The 19,632-nt window shown below is 33.8% G+C and carries 19 protein-coding genes; 1 reads left to right on the top strand and 18 read right to left on the bottom strand.

The features are described from left to right. The first annotated feature begins 76 nt into the window (after positions 1–76). Positions 77–973 carry a LysR family transcriptional regulator gene (locus ACFCYN_RS22020; RefSeq protein ID WP_375951796.1) on the top strand — a complete coding sequence of 299 codons (897 nt, stop codon included), beginning with the start codon at positions 77–79 and terminating at the stop codon, positions 971–973. A gap of 50 nt (positions 974–1,023) precedes the next feature. Here the strand turns inward: ACFCYN_RS22020 and ACFCYN_RS22025 are convergent, their stop codons facing one another. From ACFCYN_RS22025 to ACFCYN_RS22110, 18 genes are all read right to left on the bottom strand, one after another. Beyond that, positions 1,024–1,452 carry a protein-tyrosine phosphatase family protein gene (locus ACFCYN_RS22025; protein WP_172444509.1) on the bottom strand — a complete coding sequence of 143 codons (429 nt, stop codon included), beginning with the start codon at positions 1,450–1,452 and terminating at the stop codon, positions 1,024–1,026. A 46-nt stretch (positions 1,453–1,498) separates the two neighbouring features. Then, a complete protein-coding gene (locus tag ACFCYN_RS22030) occupies positions 1,499–2,254 on the bottom strand; it encodes an MBL fold metallo-hydrolase (RefSeq protein WP_375951811.1) in 756 nt (251 codons plus the stop codon). A 206-nt stretch (positions 2,255–2,460) separates the two neighbouring features. Continuing rightward, the gene (locus tag ACFCYN_RS22035) at positions 2,461–4,011 is read right to left on the bottom strand and encodes an acyl-CoA carboxylase subunit beta (RefSeq protein ID WP_375951799.1); all 1,551 of its coding nucleotides are present in this window, start codon (positions 4,009–4,011) and stop codon (positions 2,461–2,463) included. Positions 4,012–4,015: 4 nt separating this feature from the next. Further along, positions 4,016–4,456 (bottom strand): methylmalonyl-CoA epimerase, encoded by a 441-nt coding sequence (gene mce / locus ACFCYN_RS22040; RefSeq protein ID WP_098118221.1) that lies wholly within the window; start codon positions 4,454–4,456, stop codon positions 4,016–4,018. Then, positions 4,456–5,475, bottom strand: a complete 1,020-nt coding sequence (gene meaB / locus ACFCYN_RS22045) for a methylmalonyl Co-A mutase-associated GTPase MeaB (protein ID WP_172444505.1) — start codon at positions 5,473–5,475, stop codon at positions 4,456–4,458. Before meaB ends, mce begins: the two co-directional genes overlap by 1 nt. Continuing rightward, the gene (gene scpA / locus ACFCYN_RS22050) at positions 5,476–7,641 is read right to left on the bottom strand and encodes a methylmalonyl-CoA mutase (protein WP_172444504.1); all 2,166 of its coding nucleotides are present in this window, start codon (positions 7,639–7,641) and stop codon (positions 5,476–5,478) included. After that, the gene (locus tag ACFCYN_RS22055; protein ID WP_375951801.1) at positions 7,638–9,740 is read right to left on the bottom strand and encodes a methylmalonyl-CoA mutase family protein; all 2,103 of its coding nucleotides are present in this window, start codon (positions 9,738–9,740) and stop codon (positions 7,638–7,640) included. The genes scpA and ACFCYN_RS22055 overlap by 4 nt, the downstream gene beginning before the upstream one ends. 278 nt (positions 9,741–10,018) lie before the next feature. After that, positions 10,019–10,978 (bottom strand): PDR/VanB family oxidoreductase, encoded by a 960-nt coding sequence (locus tag ACFCYN_RS22060; RefSeq protein WP_172444502.1) that lies wholly within the window; start codon positions 10,976–10,978, stop codon positions 10,019–10,021. A gap of 15 nt (positions 10,979–10,993) precedes the next feature. Further along, positions 10,994–11,482 (bottom strand): hypothetical protein, encoded by a 489-nt coding sequence (locus ACFCYN_RS22065; RefSeq protein WP_172444501.1) that lies wholly within the window; start codon positions 11,480–11,482, stop codon positions 10,994–10,996. A 6-nt stretch (positions 11,483–11,488) separates the two neighbouring features. Beyond that, on the bottom strand, positions 11,489–12,439 hold the full coding sequence (locus ACFCYN_RS22070) for a heme-dependent oxidative N-demethylase family protein (RefSeq protein ID WP_375951803.1): 951 nt from the start codon (positions 12,437–12,439) through the stop codon (positions 11,489–11,491). Positions 12,440–12,699: 260 nt separating this feature from the next. Next, the gene (locus tag ACFCYN_RS22075) at positions 12,700–12,996 is read right to left on the bottom strand and encodes a rhodanese-like domain-containing protein (RefSeq protein WP_172444499.1); all 297 of its coding nucleotides are present in this window, start codon (positions 12,994–12,996) and stop codon (positions 12,700–12,702) included. Positions 12,997–13,012: 16 nt separating this feature from the next. Further along, positions 13,013–13,372 (bottom strand): rhodanese-like domain-containing protein, encoded by a 360-nt coding sequence (locus ACFCYN_RS22080; RefSeq protein ID WP_098118212.1) that lies wholly within the window; start codon positions 13,370–13,372, stop codon positions 13,013–13,015. Positions 13,373–13,449: 77 nt separating this feature from the next. Further along, positions 13,450–13,710 (bottom strand): metal-sensitive transcriptional regulator, encoded by a 261-nt coding sequence (locus ACFCYN_RS22085; protein ID WP_172444498.1) that lies wholly within the window; start codon positions 13,708–13,710, stop codon positions 13,450–13,452. Between the two features lie 326 nt (positions 13,711–14,036). Beyond that, positions 14,037–14,372 carry a cupin domain-containing protein gene (locus ACFCYN_RS22090; protein ID WP_098118210.1) on the bottom strand — a complete coding sequence of 112 codons (336 nt, stop codon included), beginning with the start codon at positions 14,370–14,372 and terminating at the stop codon, positions 14,037–14,039. Positions 14,373–14,384: 12 nt separating this feature from the next. Further along, positions 14,385–16,130: a hydantoinase B/oxoprolinase family protein gene (locus tag ACFCYN_RS22095; protein ID WP_375951805.1), complete on the bottom strand. Its 1,746-nt coding sequence runs from the start codon at positions 16,128–16,130 to the stop codon at positions 14,385–14,387. 3 nt (positions 16,131–16,133) lie between these two features. Then, a complete protein-coding gene (locus ACFCYN_RS22100; protein WP_375951807.1) occupies positions 16,134–18,176 on the bottom strand; it encodes a hydantoinase/oxoprolinase family protein in 2,043 nt (680 codons plus the stop codon). A 69-nt stretch (positions 18,177–18,245) separates the two neighbouring features. Beyond that, entirely contained in the window at positions 18,246–18,794 is a 549-nt protein-coding gene (locus tag ACFCYN_RS22105) for a helix-turn-helix domain-containing protein (RefSeq protein WP_172444495.1), read from the bottom strand. A gap of 532 nt (positions 18,795–19,326) precedes the next feature. Beyond that, positions 19,327–19,452 (bottom strand): hypothetical protein, encoded by a 126-nt coding sequence (locus ACFCYN_RS22110; RefSeq protein WP_375951809.1) that lies wholly within the window; start codon positions 19,450–19,452, stop codon positions 19,327–19,329. Between the last annotated feature and the right edge of the window lie 180 nt (positions 19,453–19,632).

The raw sequence follows: 19,632 nt of genomic DNA on the forward strand, positions 1-19,632 counted from the left end.
GAATTTAATAGAATATAGTAATATATATTAATAGGAACTACTCGCAAAAGTAGTATTTTTTTATGGGGGGGTAAAAATGAACTTTGAACAACTAGAATATGTTGTAGGTATTGCTAAAGAAAAGTCGATTTCAAAAGCAGCGAAAAAACTGCATATTTCTACTTCTGGGGTTAGTCAAGCCATCACCCAACTTGAAAGAGAATTAGAAATTAATATTTTTAATCGATCTAGAGGCGGAATTACCTTAACTCTTCAAGGAGAGTTAGTTTTATCTAGATCAATTGAAATTTTAAATAATTTAAAAGAATTAAAAGATCAGCTTTCGGATTTCAAGGATACGAGAGGTAAGCATATTAAAATCGCATGTGCACCTACTTTTACTTATACAATTCATGATGTTTTAAAAAAGTACTCTGACATAAACGCTAATGTTACGATTGAATTAATTGAACAAGGAACAAATCAAATCATTAACAATTTGACCAAAGAAGATTATGACTTAGCGCTAGTAGTAGCTACAAAATCAGAGTTAGAGAAAGAACATAATTTAAATTTCGAATATTTAAGTAAAGGAAATGTTTGCATTGTTGTAGGGAAAGGTTCACCTTTGTATAAATTAGATCATGTAACAGCGAATGATTTACTTAATCAAAAGGTTGTTATGTATAATTTTTCCAATAAAGGCTTTCTTCAATTAGCCAAAAAATTTAAAAATGTAATTGTTCTAAAGTCGAATCGTACAATGACTCTAATCGAAATAATTAAAGAAGGAAGAGTTTTTACTTATGTGCATAATACAACATTAAAAAATTTTCCTGAAGTTATAAGTGGTGAATTAAAAGTAATTCCAATTAAAGAAGCAGATTTTATTTCTCAGGATTTTTGGGTAGTATTTCCAAGCTCAAAAGAAAATACTTTTACTAAAAGTGACTTTATTAATTGTGTAAAGAACCATTTGGAAGGTAGTCCATAAAAAAAACGCTAATTATACAATGTAAAATTGTAAAATTAGCGTTTTTTTATTTAAGCTTTAGGATAGATCTTTTTTAAAGCTTCCTTCATATTCGGATTCGATTTAATTGTTGGACGAATTTTGCGAGCCATATCTTCCGCTTCATCAATTGTTTCAGCTTTGTTTAAAGCAAGTAAAGTACCAATGGCCACGATACCTGCACGAGTATTTCCCCCACCACAATGGAAATATACTTTTTGATCACTGTTAAATGCTTCAACTACGTTTTCAATTGCCCTTTTAAGAGTATTTGCTTGTTCTTCTGAATCATCTACAATTGGACTATGTACTCGATTAATTTCTGTGTCAGCTTCATAATTTTTTACTCGCAGATCAAAAACTATATCTGCATTTTCATGTTCCATCATTTCTTTTACATCATCAGCGCCACCGAAATAAATTCGGTCTTTTATTAGTTCTTGGTAGTTTTTATTGCTCATTTTATTTCCTCCATAAACAATGTATATAAGAATAATACGGAAAAATTTATTTAATAATTTCACCTAATCTTTCCTTTATATTCCCTTCAAATAATCCTCCATGATAACAAATAATTTTTTCAATTTCCAAATCTAATAATGCTTCAACTGATTTAATTGATTGATTAATATCAAATGTGTATTGTGGATTTGAAGGATTCAGTTGACCGTTTTCAATCATTAAAGCATCCCCAGCAATTAAAGTTTTTGACTCTTTATGATAAAAACTTATATGTCCTGGTGTATGACCAGCTGTATCAATTACAGTAATTCCGCCACAAATTAGTAATTCAGTTCCAGGTATTAACACATGATTAACCTTTCCTTTTGGTGGGTTCTCAAGTCTGTTTTTGAATGCATTTTTAAATTCGTCTGTTGCTTCGTCTGGTAGTGAAGCTATAGCTCTTTCAATCGATTCAGGTGTAATTTTAATTAGCAATTTATCACCTTGTATATAAGGTTTTTCAATTTCACTTGCAAAAACTTCAATCTGATTAGTAGACTCTTCTACAATAGAAGAAAGACTCCCAATATGATCGATATCTTGATGGGTAATAAGGATTTTGTTAAGTTTTTCAAAAGGAACTCCTACTTGTTCAAAACAATTTCGAAATTCATTCAATTGCCCGGGATAGCCTGTATCAATTAATACAACATCTTCATCATTCCAAATTAAAGTTGGATGTATCGTATTGATCATTCCGTTCGTATTCATTGTAATACTTAACATTTGGATATTATTTTTGCCGATCAAAAAAATCACTCCTGTACAATTAATCATTTCAATGTATATCGTAACGACAAACAGGAATCAAGTCAACAGTAAAATTATTAATTATATCATAAAAATTTTTATTTGTCAATGATAAACGAACATGAAATTATTAGCAATAATACAAAAAACTAGACATACTAAATTTCAGTATATCTAGTCGCGTTTTCAAAAGAGAAATTTCCTTTAACCTACTCTTAAAGAGGAATATTTCCATGCTTTTTATTTGGTCTTGTCTCATTTTTTGTACTTAACATTTCTAATGACTGTTTTAATACTTTACGTGTTTCTCTTGGATCGATAACATCATCAACCATCCCGTGAGACGCTGCAACATAAGGGTTCGCAAACATTTCTCTATATTCTGAAATTTTTTCAGCTCGAGTAGCAATAGGATCGATGCTCTGATTGATTTCTTTTGCAAAAATAATATTGGCTGCTCCCTCTGGTCCCATAACTGCGATTTCTGCATTTGGCCAAGCATAGACAACATCTGCACCAATCGCTTTGGAATTCATCGCTACATACGCACCTCCGTACGCTTTACGCAGGATTACAGTTATTTTAGGTACAGTAGCTTCTGAATAAGCATATAAAATTTTAGCACCGTGGCGGATAATGCCTCCATGCTCTTGATTTACCCCTGGGAAGAAACCAGTAACATCCTCAAATGTGATTAATGGAATATTGAAAGAATCACAGAATCGGATAAATCTTGATAGTTTATCAGAAGAATTAATATCAAGGCCACCTGCCATAACTTTTGGCTGATTTGCAATTATTCCTACTGTATTTCCATCAATACGACCAAAACCGATGACGATATTTTTAGCAAAGTTTGGTTGTACCTCCATAAAATCGCCACTATCAAGTATTTGTTCGATCACTTTTCTTACATCATAAACTTTTGTTGATTCAATTGGAACTAAATCAATTAAGTCTTCACGCCAATCATCTTTTTCAAAGAATGGTACACCTGCTGGCTTTTCATTATTATTTTGAGGTAAAAAGCTAATTAATCTACGAACCTGCTCTAAAATTTCTGGCTCACCTTCTTCAGTGAAATGTGCTACACCGCTAATCGAAGAGTGAACTTTTGCTCCACCTAGATTTTCACTTGAAATTTTTTCTCCAGTTATTGTCTCAATTACTTTTGGTCCAGTAATAAACATTTGGCTCGTTTTTTCAACCATAAACACAAAATCAGTAATAGCAGGTGAATAGACTGCACCTCCTGCACATGGTCCCATAATAACTGAAATTTGCGGAATTACACCAGAATAGATCGAATTGCGATAAAAAACATGACCGTAACCGTCTAATGAAACAACACCTTCTTGTATTCTTGCACCACCTGAATCATTTAGGCCAATGATTGGAGCACCAACTTTTGCTGCTAAGTCCATGACTTTTGCTATTTTAATAGCGTGCATTTCACCAAGTGCGCCACCAAAAACAGTAAAGTCTTGTGCAAAAACATAAATTAAACGGCCGTGTACTTTACCGTAACCAGTAACAACACCTTCACCGGGACTTTCCATTTTATCCATTCCAAAATTTGTTGCTCGATGTTTGATAAAAGGATTTAATTCAACAAATGTATCTTCATCTAACAGAAGGTTGATACGCTCTCTTGCAGTTAATTTTCCTCTATTATGCTGCGAATCTATTCGGTCATCTCCACCGCCAAGTTCAATCGTTCTTTTACGATCCATTAGTTCATTAATTTTCTCATATGCAGTAGTCATAACTTTATTCAACTTCCTTTCTAGTAACACTTGATGATGGTTGGCATAGCTCAATTAAAACTTTATTTGTTGAATTAGGATGAAGGAAAGCAACTAGACTCCCATGTGCACCTTCTTTTGGAATTTCGTTAATCAGTTTAATCCCTTGTTCCTTGATGATTTCTAATTGTTTCTCACAATCTTCTGTTTCTAAAGCGATATGGTGAATTCCTTCACCCTTTTTCTCGATAAACTTGGCAATTGGACTTTCATTGCTCGTAGCTTCTAAAAGTTCAATTTTCACTTCACCAATTTCGATAAATGCTACACGCACTTTTTCACTTTCAACCGTTTCGATTCCAATCAGTTTTAAGCCGAGTATATTCGTATATAATTGAATAGAAGTCTCTAAATCTCTTACAGCAATGCCGATATGATTTATTTTTTTAGGCTTTGTCTCGATCATTACAATAACTCCTTTCTATTGCCTTCAAAAATTGATAATAAATATTTCGCAGCTAACGTTGCAGTTAACTCCCCGTTTATAATTGAACTTTCGATCGTTTTTAAATTTTGATTAACACCTTCGTGGTTTATAAAACTATGTTTCAATTGTTCATAAACCATGTTGTACATCCAGTCAATCATTTGCCTTTGACGGCGCTCAGAAAAGTAGCCTGATTCAGTCGTCGTCTCTTTAAACAACTTAATTTCAGTCCAAATCTCGGCAATGCCTTCACCGAGTAACGCGGAAACTGTATATGCTTTACTAATCCATCCTGGCGTTGAAGGCTGTAACAAATGTAAGATTCGATTAAATTCAGCTTTCGCAGCTTTGGCCTTAATCTTGTTTTGGCCATCAGCTTTGTTGATCACAATCGAATCTGCAAGTTCCATAATTCCTTTTTTTATGCCTTGCAGCTCATCACCTGCACCAGTTAGCATTACTAAAAGGAAAAAATCGACCATCGAACGAACTTGTACTTCACTTTGTCCAACACCTACAGTTTCGATCAAGATTACATCGTAGCCTGCTGCCTCACAGACTAACATTGATTCCCTCGTTTTACGTGCTATTCCACCAAGTGATCCTCCTGAAGCAGATGGTCTAATAAATGCGTTTGGATTCTTTGAAAGTGAATCCATTCTAGTTTTATCTCCTAAAATACTACCTTTAGTAATTGTGCTACTTGGATCAATTGTTAAAACAGCAACTTTATGTCCTAGTTCACACAAATATGATCCAAAGCTTTCTATTAAACTACTTTTACCGGCTCCTGGAACCCCAGTTATTCCAATCCGGATGGAGCGACCTGAGTGAGGTAGTAATCTAGTCAACACATTTTGGGCGGTAATCATATGTGTTGACGAATTACTTTCAATCAGTGTAATTGTTTGGGCTAAAATCGTGCGATTCCCCTCAAGTACGCCATTTACATAGTCGTCTTCTGAAAGCTTTTTCTTGCGTTTATTTTCATAATCCATTTAAATTGAATCCTCAAGTCGACGATTGATTTCTTGGATAACTTTTTGTGCTGCTACTGGGATAACAGTACCAGGTCCAAATATTGCTGCAGCTCCGTTATTTAATAAAAATTCATAATCACCAGCTGGTATTACACCTCCAGCAACTAGGACAATATCCTCACGACCCAACTTTCTCAGCTCTTCCATTAATTGTGGCAGCAATGTTTTATGACCGCCTGCTAAAGAGCTCATTCCAATAACATGAACATCATTTTCAACTGCTTGAAGTGCTGTTTCTGCAGGTGTTTGGAATAATGGTCCGATATCCACATCAAAGCCTAAATCTGCAAATGCAGTTGCGATTACTTTCGCACCACGATCATGCCCATCTTGTCCTAATTTTGCAATCATAATTCTTGGACGACGACCTTCTGTTTCTTCAAAATCATCAGCCATCTTGCGTACAACTTCGATTTCGTCTTTTTCGCCATATTCTGCACTATATACGCCCATGATTGAACGAATGACTGCTTTATGACGACCTACTACGTTTTCATAAGCATCCGAAATTTCACCTAATGTTGCACGAGCTCTAGCTGCTTCAACTGCAAGCGCTAACAAATTACCTTCTCCCGACTCAGCAGCTTCCGTAATTGCGGCTAATGCTGCTTGAACTTTTGCTTCATCTCTTGAAGCTCGTAGTTCACGTAAACGCATAATTTGCGCTTCACGAACTGCAGTATTATCAACTTCTAAAACATCTAATGGATCTTCTTTTTCAAGGCGATATTTATTTACACCAATAATCGTTTCTTTCCCTGAATCAATATGAGCTTGGCGTCTTGCAGCAGCTTCTTCAATTCTCATCTTTGGTAAACCAGTCTCAATTGCTTTTGCCATTCCACCTAATGATTCAACCTCTTGAATATGCGCCCATGCTTTACGAACTAATTCATTTGTTAACGATTCGACGTAATATGAACCACCCCAAGGGTCTACTACATTACATATTCCAGTTTCCTCTTGTAAATATAGCTGCGTATTTCGTGCGATTCGTGCAGAGAAATCTGTAGGTAAAGCAATCGCTTCATCTAAAGCGTTTGTATGAAGTGATTGCGTATGGCCTAACACAGCCGCCATCGCTTCAATACAAGTACGAGTTACATTATTAAAAGGATCTTGCTCGGTTAAGCTCCATCCAGAAGTTTGTGAATGTGTTCGTAAGGCCATTGATTTTTCTTTCTTTGGATTAAATGATTTAATTAATTTTGCCCAAAGTAAACGACCTGCTCGCATTTTGGCAATTTCCATAAAGTAATTCATTCCAATGCCCCAAAAAAACGATAATCGAGGAGCGAATGAATCAATATCGATTCCCGCTTTTAATCCTGTTCGTACATATTCCAATCCATTTGCTAACGTATATCCAAGTTCGATATCAGCAGTTGCCCCTGCCTCTTGCATATGGTATCCAGATATACTGATACTGTTAAACTTAGGCATATGTTCTGATGTGTAAGAAAAAATATCAGCAATAATACGCATTGATGCTTCTGGTGGATAAATATATGTGTTACGAACCATATATTCTTTCAAAATATCATTTTGAATTGTTCCTGTAAGCTGAGACTGATGTACACCTTGTTCTTCAGCAGCAACGATATAAAAGGCTAAAACTGGAAGTACGGCACCGTTCATCGTCATTGAAACTGACATTTTATCCAAAGGAATTCCATCAAATAAAATTTTCATATCTAAGATCGAATCGATTGCAACTCCTGCTTTTCCTACGTCACCTTCTACACGAGGATGATCTGAATCATAACCACGATGCGTAGCTAAATCAAAGGCAATTGATAATCCTTTTTGACCAGCAGCTAAATTTCTTCGATAAAATGCATTACTCTCTTCTGCAGTAGAAAAGCCAGCATATTGACGAATTGTCCAAGGTTTGTTTATATACATCGCTGGATAAGGTCCTCTTAAAAATGGAGCAATACCAGATACATAGCCTAAATGTTCCATATTATTTAGATCATTTGAATCATATAAAGGCTTTACATCAATTTGTTCTAACGTTTTCCAATCTTCATTATTAATTTCAATCGATTTAGGAGGAGTTATATTTGGTTCTGAAAATGCTGTTTTAAATGGTATTTTTGTAAAGTCTGTTAGTTTGTTCATTTCATAAACCCTCCATTCTGTTGCAGATTTACTAATGTTTCAAAATTATTAACAGTAATATTGATGAAATCATCAATTCCATATTGTTTAAATAAATTCATTTCCTCTATTGATGGTTTTCCAGCTAATAGTATTTTTGTATCTGGATTTTGTCCTTTAATCTGCTTACAAATAGTCGGTACATTCTCTGAATATTGATCATCGGTTGAGCAAACTACTACAATAGTAGATTCTGAATTTTTAAATGCATCCACTATTTCATCAATAGAAGTAAACCCTTTATTTTGTAAAACCTTAAATCCACCAACTTCAAAGAAATCAGTAACAAAATCTGTTCGTGGTTTATAAGCTGCAACTGGACCAAAATTTGCTACAAAAACCCTTGGGAATTCACCATTAGCATCCTTAAACTTTTGAGAATTTTGACGTAATTCCTCATAAGATTGTGCGCCTCGATGAATTGTTAACGGGTTAACAATTAGGCCATCTGATTTTTCTAAATTCATTGCATGTAATATATTCACGATTGCTGCACCATTATTTGCCGCATCAATTGTATCCTCTACTGAACTACCATTTAATGAAATTACTTCAGTTAAAAATTCTAAACTTTCATTTTTACCAGTTTCTAAGTTCACTTCATTCGAATTTTTTACACCTTTAGTTTCTAAAGGAATTTCATTCAAGTTTGGATAAATATTAGTTCCTATAAACTTATCTTTTCTAGTTTTTATATTGTTCAGTTTTTCTTTAGCTACTTTACTAACTAAATCCTGAGGTAAACCTAATTGGATTGATTTAAACATTCCGCCTTTTTCTTCAATCAGTTGGAAAAGTTCCCATACTTTCTCAGCTAAAGTATAAGTAAGTGATTCGATATACCATGAACCACCAGCTGGATCTGTCACTTTTGATAAGTTTGATTCTTTATCAAGTATTAAATGTGTATTTCTGGCAATTCGTCTTGAAAACTCTTCGGATGGTTTAATTGATTCATCAAACGGCGAGATATGAAGAGTATCTGTTCCACCAATCACTCCAGCAAATGCTTCAACAGTTCCACGGAGTATATTTACATAAGGGTCATATATTGTTTTCGTCCAGGCAGAAGTTCGAGAGTGAATTTTCATTTTTTGTGAAGCATCATTACCACCTAGTTCTTTCATAATTCTTGCCCATATCATTCTAGCCGCTCTCAATTTAGCAATTTCCATAAAGAAGTTTGATCCAATTGAAAATGAGAAAAGGATTTTTGAAGCAGCATCATCAAGCGAAACTTGTTGTTGATCCATTTCACGTAAATACTCTAGACCAGACGATATAGCAAATGCTAATTCATGCACTGCATTTCCACCAGCATCGTGGTATGGATGAGATTGAACTAAAATATTTCTTAGATTGGGTGTGTTTTTAACTGACCATTTTGTTATTTCGCCCATCATTTTGTAAGCATTTTCAATTTTATATGGAAGGGTCCCATCTTTTACTAAATTACTTAAAGGATCCGTTCCAATACAGCCTTTAATTTTCGTAAAATCGTAATTTTGTTGTTGCAAGTATGCGATAAACGTACCAAAAAAAGCTTGGCCGCCATTAACTGTTTCTATATATAAAGGAACTTCCTCTAAATTAATATTTTGGAAGGCTGTTCTAAAATCAGAAACTGATTTTAAGATTAATCCTTTTTTCGGATTTCCATTATTAGTTTCTACTGAATCATTTAGTCGGATTTTTAACATCGTTTGTCCTTTGTCTAAATCATGTCTTGCAACTCGGTTAAATTCCTCTGCTGAAGCACAATCTAGTTCCTGACAAATTTCCCATGCTTGATCCAAATAGCCTTGTCCATTTGTCCCTCTAACATATGGAAATTCTCCCGGTTGTGATTTTAAATAAGGATAGTTAGCGAGATCCTCATCACCATACATTGGTTTCAGAGCGATTTCTTCATATGTTTTTGTAACAAGCTTTTCCTCAATAGTGGCTCCTTTTAAGGATTTTTCTACAACATCTCTCCACTCTTGTGCAGTTGGCTTTGGGAATTCAGTAAATAAATTTTCTTCCAAGTTATGGTTCGAAGTTTTTGTATTTTCTGACATGTATAAAGCCACTCCTTTCTTTATCTCTTCATCTAATCAAAATAACTAGATTGTAAAGTCGATTATTCTTTATATTAAGAATACAAATGCAAAGAATAATTAAAAATTCGACAAACTATTTAGAAAATCCTCTAAAATTATGAAAATTATGCATTTTTTAAATGATTTTATTATTAACTATATTTAGAATTTTATTTTTAGGGTCGATGGGTAAAAATAAAACAGCTATTTTACCAAGTAAAAATAGCTGTTTTAATCGTTTTAAAAACGTATTAAATTTATAGTTCAAGGACTATTTGGTTTGACTTTGCTCTTGATACACAAGTTAAAATCATTTTATTACTTTTTCTTTGTTCGTCATCTAATAGAAAATCTTGGTGATCAACTTGTCCATCAATGACATTCACTTCACATGAGCCACATCTACCAACTCTACAAGAATATGGTATGTTTAATCCTTCATCTAGCAAAACATCTAATAGACTTTTATCTATTGGAACTTGTTTGGTCTTTCCATTCGATAGCTTTACCTCAAATGGTTTTGTGTCAGGAACTAATCGAGGCGTAAAAATCTCCATATGTACACTTGACTTAGGGTAGCCAAATGCATAAGCAGCTTCATTAAATTGCGAGATAAAACGATTAGGACCACAAAAATAGACATGTGTACCAATTGAATGTTCTAAAAGTGTTTCAACATTAAGTCGTCTAGGATTAATCTCTTTTGTAAAATAAAATGATGTTTTATCCCCATATTCTTCTATTAAGAAATCATAATACGCACAGCCTTTAATTGTTGATGAAGTATAATGCAGCTCAAACGATTTATTTTGACTTTTTAAATGCTTCATCATCGAAATAAATGGAGTGATCCCAATCCCTGCTGCATAAAATACATGATGCTTAGCTCTTTTACTTAATGGAAAGTGATTTTTAGGGTAGCTTATTTGTAGTTGATCACCTTGTTTAACGTGTTTATGCCAATATTCCGATCCTCCTTTTGACTCCGTACTTAGATGAATAGCAATTTTATAAGTGTTATCACAAAGCGAATGCTCAATTATTGAATAAGGTCTGCAAAACATTTCATTTCCTGCATTAACATATGTATTAATATGAGAACCACCACTAAAAGCAGGGAGATTAAATTGATCAACTGGAACAAAACTAAATTCTTTAACCTGTTCTGTTATTTGCTTTATTTCGCAAACACGCACTAGTATCGTATTCTCAATCAATACATACACCCCCATCTACAATTTAGCTATATTTCCTAAGTATGCATCATACAACGTTGAATAGTGATTAGAGACCGAAAGTAACAACTGGCAGTTTTGGCATTTAATTTCACAACCAAATTTTAAATTTACTAATTCTGTTAAACTATGACAACGACAACAAAAGACCTTTGAATTTAGCTCCCCATATCCAACATATTGGACCTCATCTTCAAAAAAGCCAACATCTTCAATGATTGGTCTAACATTTTTAAGTTCTTCCTTACTTAGTGCGATATATAAATAGCTGCCCATCTTCTGATTTTCCAACCAAGTCTTTATATTCGTTTTATATTGATTAGGACTTGTATCAAATCCAATAAATACAAAATCGAATGAATAGTTTTTCTCAAGCAGTTTTTCAAATATCGGTTGAATTTGCTCCATTCCCCGATGATTTGAACAGATTAAATATTTTCTTTTACCATCTATAAAACTAGCTTTTTCAACTATTAAATTATTCATCTCATCCTACCCTACTTCATCAAGTTTATTTTTTAAGTATGTTAAAACTTCTGTTTTATATGAAGATATTCCTTTATAATCTAAAATGAAATCTGGTAATTCACTTAATATTGTATAAAACTGTTTAAGCCATTCTTTATTTGAAGAAAATTGCTCTAATGATATTATGTGAGTATGTATGGTAAAAAGAAGTCCATTACTTACAGATAACCTAAATAGCTTTTGAACTTCAACACGTAAATGAACGAACTGCCCAACATTTTCACTAGTAACATTTTCTCTGTCTTTCCCCCATAGATCGAAAGTTTCTAAGGAAGTGTCTAGTCGATCCCCTGCCATTAATGACCAATTTTTCCGACTCCAAGGTGATCCTTGTTCAATATTTTTTAAGAAGCGCAGTATTCTGTCATCTAATGAGTTTTCATTAAACATTGGGATTGGTTGGTGAATCTCTTTAAATTTCATTCCTAATTTAAATGCAAGTGACCAATTTGAAGGAAAACAAAGATGCCCAGCATCTAGAAATAAATCGTTATCACGTTGACTCATATAAATTAAATCCTCTTGAACATGTTTGCCAATCATATTTAATGGTTCACCAAAAGCTGAGGATAAATTACCAAAAATAAATTGTTGTTCTTCATTAAGCAACTTATTATATAGCGTCCTATTTGCATTTTTCTTATAAACTTCAAAATGTGTAGGATAATACTTTGTTAAATGATCAATAACTAATTCTACTATTTCCCATTGACCTTCTATACTAGTAGGTAATGCTTGGTAACAATGAATGGGTACTTTTTTTAAAAGTCTCCTTTTTAAATTTATTTCGTTCTCATAATTAGGAGTAATTTCGATGCTTGATTGTGGTTTTAATAGAATAGAATTATTGGAGTACCGATAAGAATCTTCTTTAAATGGATATGGAAAATGGTTTAATATACTGTTTTGATTCATCTAAAACACCCTTTAAAATAGAAATAGGTCAAAAATTTTCAACTTGGAAAAGAAAAAGCGACTTTATTTACTTTGAAGTTAGAGAATCATTAGATTTAGTTAATTATAAGAATGTTCTGTTTTTTATTTCAATAGAAAGTCTTTATGATCATAATATTTAATCGTTAATTTACGAAAATTACATAAAAAAAATTGCTTATCGTTATTTATAAGCAATTTTTAAACATAGTTTTATGATTGAAGGGCGAGTCATATAGAAATTACTCAATTTCTCCTGTCCAAGCTAGCATTCCACCAGTCATATTCACAACATTAAATCCATGACTTTCTAGAAATTGTACTGCTCGACTACTTCTACCACCTGCATGACATACAACTATATATTCATTATTTTTATCTAATTCTGACATACGGAATTCAATTAAACCAAGTGGAATATGAGTTGCACCAGGGATCATTCCATTGGCTACTTCATCTACTTCACGAACATCAATAATCTTAACGTCTTTCTCTTCCTTTAATAAGCTTTCTAACTTCTCTGCAGTGATTTCTTTCATGTTATTTTCTCCTTTTCTAAGACCAGGCACCCATTCCGCCTTTAACATTCGTAATATTCGTATAACCCATCTTTTTAAGAACTTTACAAGCTTTTTTACTTCTTACGCCACTTTGACAAATAATAATTGTTTCTTGCTCTTTAGATAAGTCATTAACATTTTTCTTTAAAATATGTAGTGGGATATTTTTAAATTCTTTAATATGTCTTCCCTTAAATTCTCCAGAAGTTCTAACATCTATGAATTGTTTCTCTTTATTTTTCAATTCATTTTTTAACTCATCTGTTGATATTTGCTTTACTCCTTTGACAGGTAGAAAAGTTTGCATTAGAAAATAAGCTATTAAAACAATGATTATACCATTTAATATATCCATTTATTTCCTTCTTTCACATTATGTTCTTGAAATGTGCATCCTATCTAATTAATTCACTACGAAAAGTGATATTTACTTTATCTACTCTTAACTAATAAACTAACAGCTTCTTTTACAATTTCTTCTGCATCCTCGCCATTTTCATCAGCTAATCTGACACACTCTATAAGATTGGTACTAACAATTACTCCGATTGTGCGATCCATAGCCGCTCTTACTGCAGATAACTGAGTGATAACGTCCTTACATCCTTTATCTTCATCCATCATTTTTAAAATCCCTCTAAGTTGGCCTTCAATTCTTCTCACTCTATTTTTTATTTGATCATCATAAGACATTAAAATACACCCTTTCTATGGAATAATTTATAATAGTTAAAATGAACTATATACCCTGATGGGTATGAAGTCAACTAATCTATATTAAATTTACTTGGTTGAATAGAAAAACAATAGCCACTCTCTATTTTTAAAGAAAGTGGCTGTCGTTCATTAGTAAACTAAACATTTACATTGTTAAATTATTTTTGATCTATTTTTAGGAGACTTGTCTTTGATCATCATAAAGTCAGGAAAAATAATCTGTTAGTTAAAGAGTAATGACTAAAATTATGTGTACTTTTTCTCATCTCATTTTTTACTCTAGTTTTCTTTTAGCTTGCTACTCATCTTTCAACTAATACCCAAACAATTTCACAATCTTCATCACTATCATTGATCGCCCAATGTTCTTCACCTGCTGGAATTAAGGTAGCGTCACCAGCTGTTAGATGAAAACTTTCACCTGCAGATTCTGTGTAGATCGATCCCTTAATAACAATTGAATATTCATCTTGATTATGAGAACCGAATCCACTAATTGGAATTCTAGCTTTTGGTGGAACTAAAACAGTACCAAACTGTGTTTTGCCCCCCTCAATACTGTTTTCATTAAATATTGTTTTTAAAGATACAAACGGCACATTATCTGTAGTCAATTTGTCCGTATTAACTAGTAACATTAGTCCCTCACCTCAATTTAATCTTCCATTTACTATATTCTCAACATGTAATGTTTCAGGATTTAATTTCACACCATAAATTTCACTTGCTTGTTCTAAACTGATATAACCATTTTTAACGTCAATTATTACTTTTTCAATCGGACGATCTAATGGATTACCAAATCCTCCACCAGTAGCAGTTATTAAACGTACAGTGTCACCTTTTTGGAGTGGAAAACGTGCAAATTTGCCATAAGGACCACTTACCTCACCATTTGCCTTAACAATTTCAAATTCGTTGCGAGAACCATCTTTTCCTTCGTTAATACCCCATGGTAAGTACTTGTTCCTACCAAAAGTTGCAGTTACAGTCTGTCCATCGGTCATTGCAGTATAGGATCTAACAGTTCCAGAGCCACCACGATATTCACCAGCACCAGCTCCGTCTGTATGTAGACTATATTCTTCTACCATAATGCCATAACGAGCTTCAGCAACTTCAACTGGTACATTATAAGTCTCACCATCACCAATACAAAATTGGCCTACAGCACCGTCTATTCCGTCTCCTGCACCCCATCCTCCTACTGATGGTTCTACAATTAAGAATGGTTCATTTGTATCTTGATGTATTCCAGATAATACAACTCCACAAACTGATAGCAAATGCCCAGCTGTTAACCGATCAGGTAAGATTGGTGCTAAAGCTTTCCAAACTAAGTCAGAACCATAGAGCATTGTTTCCCAATAGGTGGAAACTGCAGCTGGTCTTTCTGCTGAAAAGATAGATCGTGCCTCGGCAATCACTTTTAGTGGTCTAAATACACCATCATTTACATCCTGAGAAGGATTTGTTGCAGCTAAGAAAATTGCTCTAACTGCTGAAACTAGGGCTGTATATGAGCAATTGACTGGTCCGAGTACTTGTGGGTGGCTTCCAGAAAAGTCACAAACAAACTCCTCATCAGTAATCGTAACTTTTACTTGTACTTTAAATGGACCATTCCCAATTCCATCATCGTCGATATAATCTACAGCTTCATAAACCCCTTTTGGTAACTTTGATAGCTCTTTACGGGAAATTTGTTCTCCATGATGAAGTAAATGTTCAATTGTTTCTTTTACAATATACTTACTATATTTACTGCACAATTCAACAAACCGTCTTTCGCCAGTTTTCAAAGCCGCTACTTGTGCCCACATATCTCCTAAAGATAAATCCGGGAAACGAACATTTGCTGCAATAATTTCTACTAGTGGTTTATTGATTTTACCTTCGTCGAAAAGTTTGATGCATGGAAACTGTAAACCTTCTTGGAAAATTTCAGTAGAATCGGTTGTCCAAGAGCCTGGATCTTTTCCACCTACTTCAGTCCAGTGTGCTTTATTTGCAGAAAATGCAACAATTTCACCTTCGTAAAAAATTGGCATTACAAGCCCAACATCAGAAAGATGCGAACCACCGCCACCATAAGGGTCGTTAATAATAATGATGTCTCCAGGCTTTAAATCACCTTTTTGACCAAATTTCTCTAAAGTTTGCTTAACCATAAAGGTCAGCATCCCGATGAATCCCGTTACGCCATTTCCTTGAGTAAGCAATTGTCCTTTATCATCAGTAAGTCCACTTGCGAAATCTAAAACCTCATAAATGATAGGGCTCATAGAAGTACGTGCAAGTGTATGAAACATTTCTTCTCCAATTGCAATTAAAGAATCTTTTACAATTTCTAAAGTAAACTGATCTACCTTTTCCTGTACTTGATGACTATTCATTTATTACACCCCAGTCTCAATAATTAAATTTCCATAAGGATCTACTGTTAATGATTGATTTGGATAGAGTACCGTAGAAGATGATTGTTCTTCTACAATAGCTGGGCCATCTATCTTGCTACCAGCATTTAATAAATCACGCTCGTAAATATTTGTCTTGATCCATCCGTAGTCTTCAAATAGAACATTTCTAACTTCTTTAATTGTGCTGTCTGCGTTATCTCCAATATTTTTTAATTTTGCTATTTTAGGTTTTTGAACGGTTCCTAATGCCGTTAAATGTAGATTTACAATTTCAGTAGGTGCCCCTTCTAATTTAAAAGTAAATTGTTGTTCATGTATTTGGTGAAAACGCTCAACAATAACTTTCATAGTTTCTGAATTTAATAGTCCATTTGGAATTGGAACTTTTACTGTATGCTCTTGGCCAAGATATCTCATATCAGCATAACGTATGAATACTACATCTTTTTCAGATATATCTTGAACCTTATATTGTTCAATCGCATTTTCTTCAATTTTTGCCCATTCTGAATTTATTTCATTAAAATCAATCGTATTAACTCTTCGAATATAAGTTTGAATATAGTCTTGACGTAAATCCGTCATTAGCATACCCCAAGCCGAAAATACTGAAGAAGCAATTGGAATGATTACTTTACGCACTCCTAGCTCTTTTGCGAGGGACATGGCATGCATCGGACCACCACCGCCAAAGGCTACAAGTGAAAATTCTCTTGGATCATACCCTTTTCGAACTGAAATTAGCTTTAATGCATTTAACATATTAGAGTTAGCAATACGAATAATACCAAGTGCTGCATCTTCAATAGATATTTCGAAATGTTCTGATATTTTATTTTGAATTGCTACTCGAACTGATTCAAGATCTACTGGTTTCTTGAAATTTTTTGGAGAAAGTCTACCTGTCACCAAATTTGCATCGGTTGTAGTTGGATCTTCTCCTCCTTGTCCATAAGCCACTGGACCTGGAAGTGCACCAGCTGACTGTGGCCCGACTTTTAAAGAGCCCGCACCGTCGATCCAAGCAATTGATCCCCCTCCATTACCAATTTCTACTATGTCAACGACAGGAACTTTAATTGGATATCCAGCGTTTCGTTCATCTCGCTCAATTCGATAATCAGTAGTTACCTTTACCTCACCCTTATTAATTAAAGAGCATTTAGCTGTCGTTCCACCTATATCAAAAGCAATTATATTTTCTTCACCTAGTAATTTTCCTAGAATCGCTGCTCCAAATATTCCTGCTACAGGGCCAGACTCGACCATATTAATAGGTGATTCTTTCGATTGATTAAAAGTTGTCGTTCCAGAATTCGATTGCATGATGTATTTATTACCCGAAACTCCTATATCTTGTAATTTTTTCTCTAATCGATCTATGTATGATACCGCAATCGGTTTAATGTATGAATTTAATACCGCTGTATTTGTTCGCTCATATTCACGCCATTCTTTTGTAATATCACTAGAAGCTGTTACATATACTTCTGGCCATAATTGTTGAATCATTTCAATTACTGCTTTTTCATGAATTGGATTAGCATATGCATGGAGGAATGAGACAGCGATCGCATCAACGCCTTCTTTTTTCAGTTGCTCTACCGCGACTTTAACTTCATCTAAATTAATGCCTTGTAATATATCACCTTTATAATTTAATCGTTCACTTACTTCAATTCTTAAATGTCGTGGGACAAATGGAGTTGGTTTTTGATATCGTACATTAAATAAATCTGGTCGATTCCCACGTGCTATTTCAATAACATCTCTAAAACCCTTTGTTGTAATTAAACCTGTTTTAACACCTTTTCGTTCAGTTAATGCATTAATAATCACTGTAGTACCGTGAATAAATGCTTGAATTGCATCACCTTGTATTCCACTTTTAGTCATTACATCGATAACACCTTGCTCAAAATTAGGTGGAGTCGTATCACTTTTCGCGACGCCAATTCGACCATTCTCGTCTAAAAAAACTAAATCGGTAAAAGTTCCTCCTATATCAGTTGCTACTCTCACGCTAAAAACCTCCTACTAAAATGATGTAATTTTTATAATAAATGATTTGTCGCAATTTGCGACAAACCATTAATTTTTAAATATTGAAGGTGTAAGAACACTAATAATATGAACTGATTCATTTGTTGGATTGTACCAAGCATGATCGACAGTTGAAGGGAAATGGATTGAATCTCCAGCCTTCATGTGATACTCCTGTTCATCAACATTCATTACGACTTCCCCTGCTAATACATAATAGAACTCTTCTCCAGGGTGATTGAATGCAACTTCTTGTTTTTGGTATGGTGCCAAAGTAATATAGATTGGCTCGAGTGCTCTCCCCTCAAATTCTCCACCTAGCCTTGCATATACTGCATTAGAACGTTCAATTTGAAACGATTTTCGATTTTTAGCAGGAGTATAGTATTTAGTTTCAATTGACTCCTGAAAAAAATAAGAGATCGAAACTCCAAGACCTTCTGCAATTTTTTGTAAGGAAGTGATTGCTAAAGAACTATTTCCCCGCTCTACTTGTGATAAAAAGCTAACCGACAAACTAGTTTTATCACTTAGCTCCTTTAAAGTAAGATCTTGTTGAATGCGAAGTAAACGTATTTTTTCATATATGTTTTCCATATTGGACCTCGTTGAAAATTCTGAATTTTTTACTTATATAAAATATAATACAGTATAACTAAAATTGTCTACCTGTTTTTTTAATAACACTAAAAAAAATTTAGTAATATGAAAATTTTGATGTTAAAAATTCGAGGATAGAAAGAAGGTGTTTAGCAAAAAACATAACCACCCATGATATCGGGTGGTTTGCTCTGCGGCTGAAAGCCTTTGTCACAGACTAAACCAGAAAGGGCTACTGAACAGTTCGTCTGCTTCATCTATATCTTTTAAAAGGTACGGTTAAAGCAGCTGGATTTGTGCATAAATGGGTGACTTTTGTTCATAAAGGCCATTCAGAGCATAAATGGGCTAGTTTGGTTTATAAACCGGTGAGCTGCTATTTTGATTGGCGAACCAAAAATAGTTTAGCACCTTGGGGTCTTTATATAACACCCGCTGTAAGTTTTTTGGAACCCTTGACCGATCCTAGGGTTTTCGTTTCCAAAAAAAAAAAGCAAAGCCCGGTAATTTGCTAAACCGGCTTTGCTTTTTACATATTTGATACAAGAAATGGTATGGTAATAACAGCTACTACCATTAGGATCCAATTATTCTTCTTAACATGATTTTCAAATTTAATTTGCTCTTCTAATAAAAAATCTTCACTTTTTTTCATTGCATATTCCTACTTTCGATTTTGATTTTTAATCCTTTTATTTAAAATTTATTTCCTTAAATAAAGCTTAAAATACCTGAAATTCTATTTTTATTCGTTTTTATTTTAAAAAAAGAAAATGAAAATAAAATGAAAGGCAGTTTTTAACTACAATTATGTGATAAATGATCTGATTTTAAT

The organism is Gottfriedia sp. NPDC056225 (genome assembly GCF_042267765.1).
GTDB lineage: Bacteria > Bacillota > Bacilli > Bacillales > Bacillaceae_G > Gottfriedia.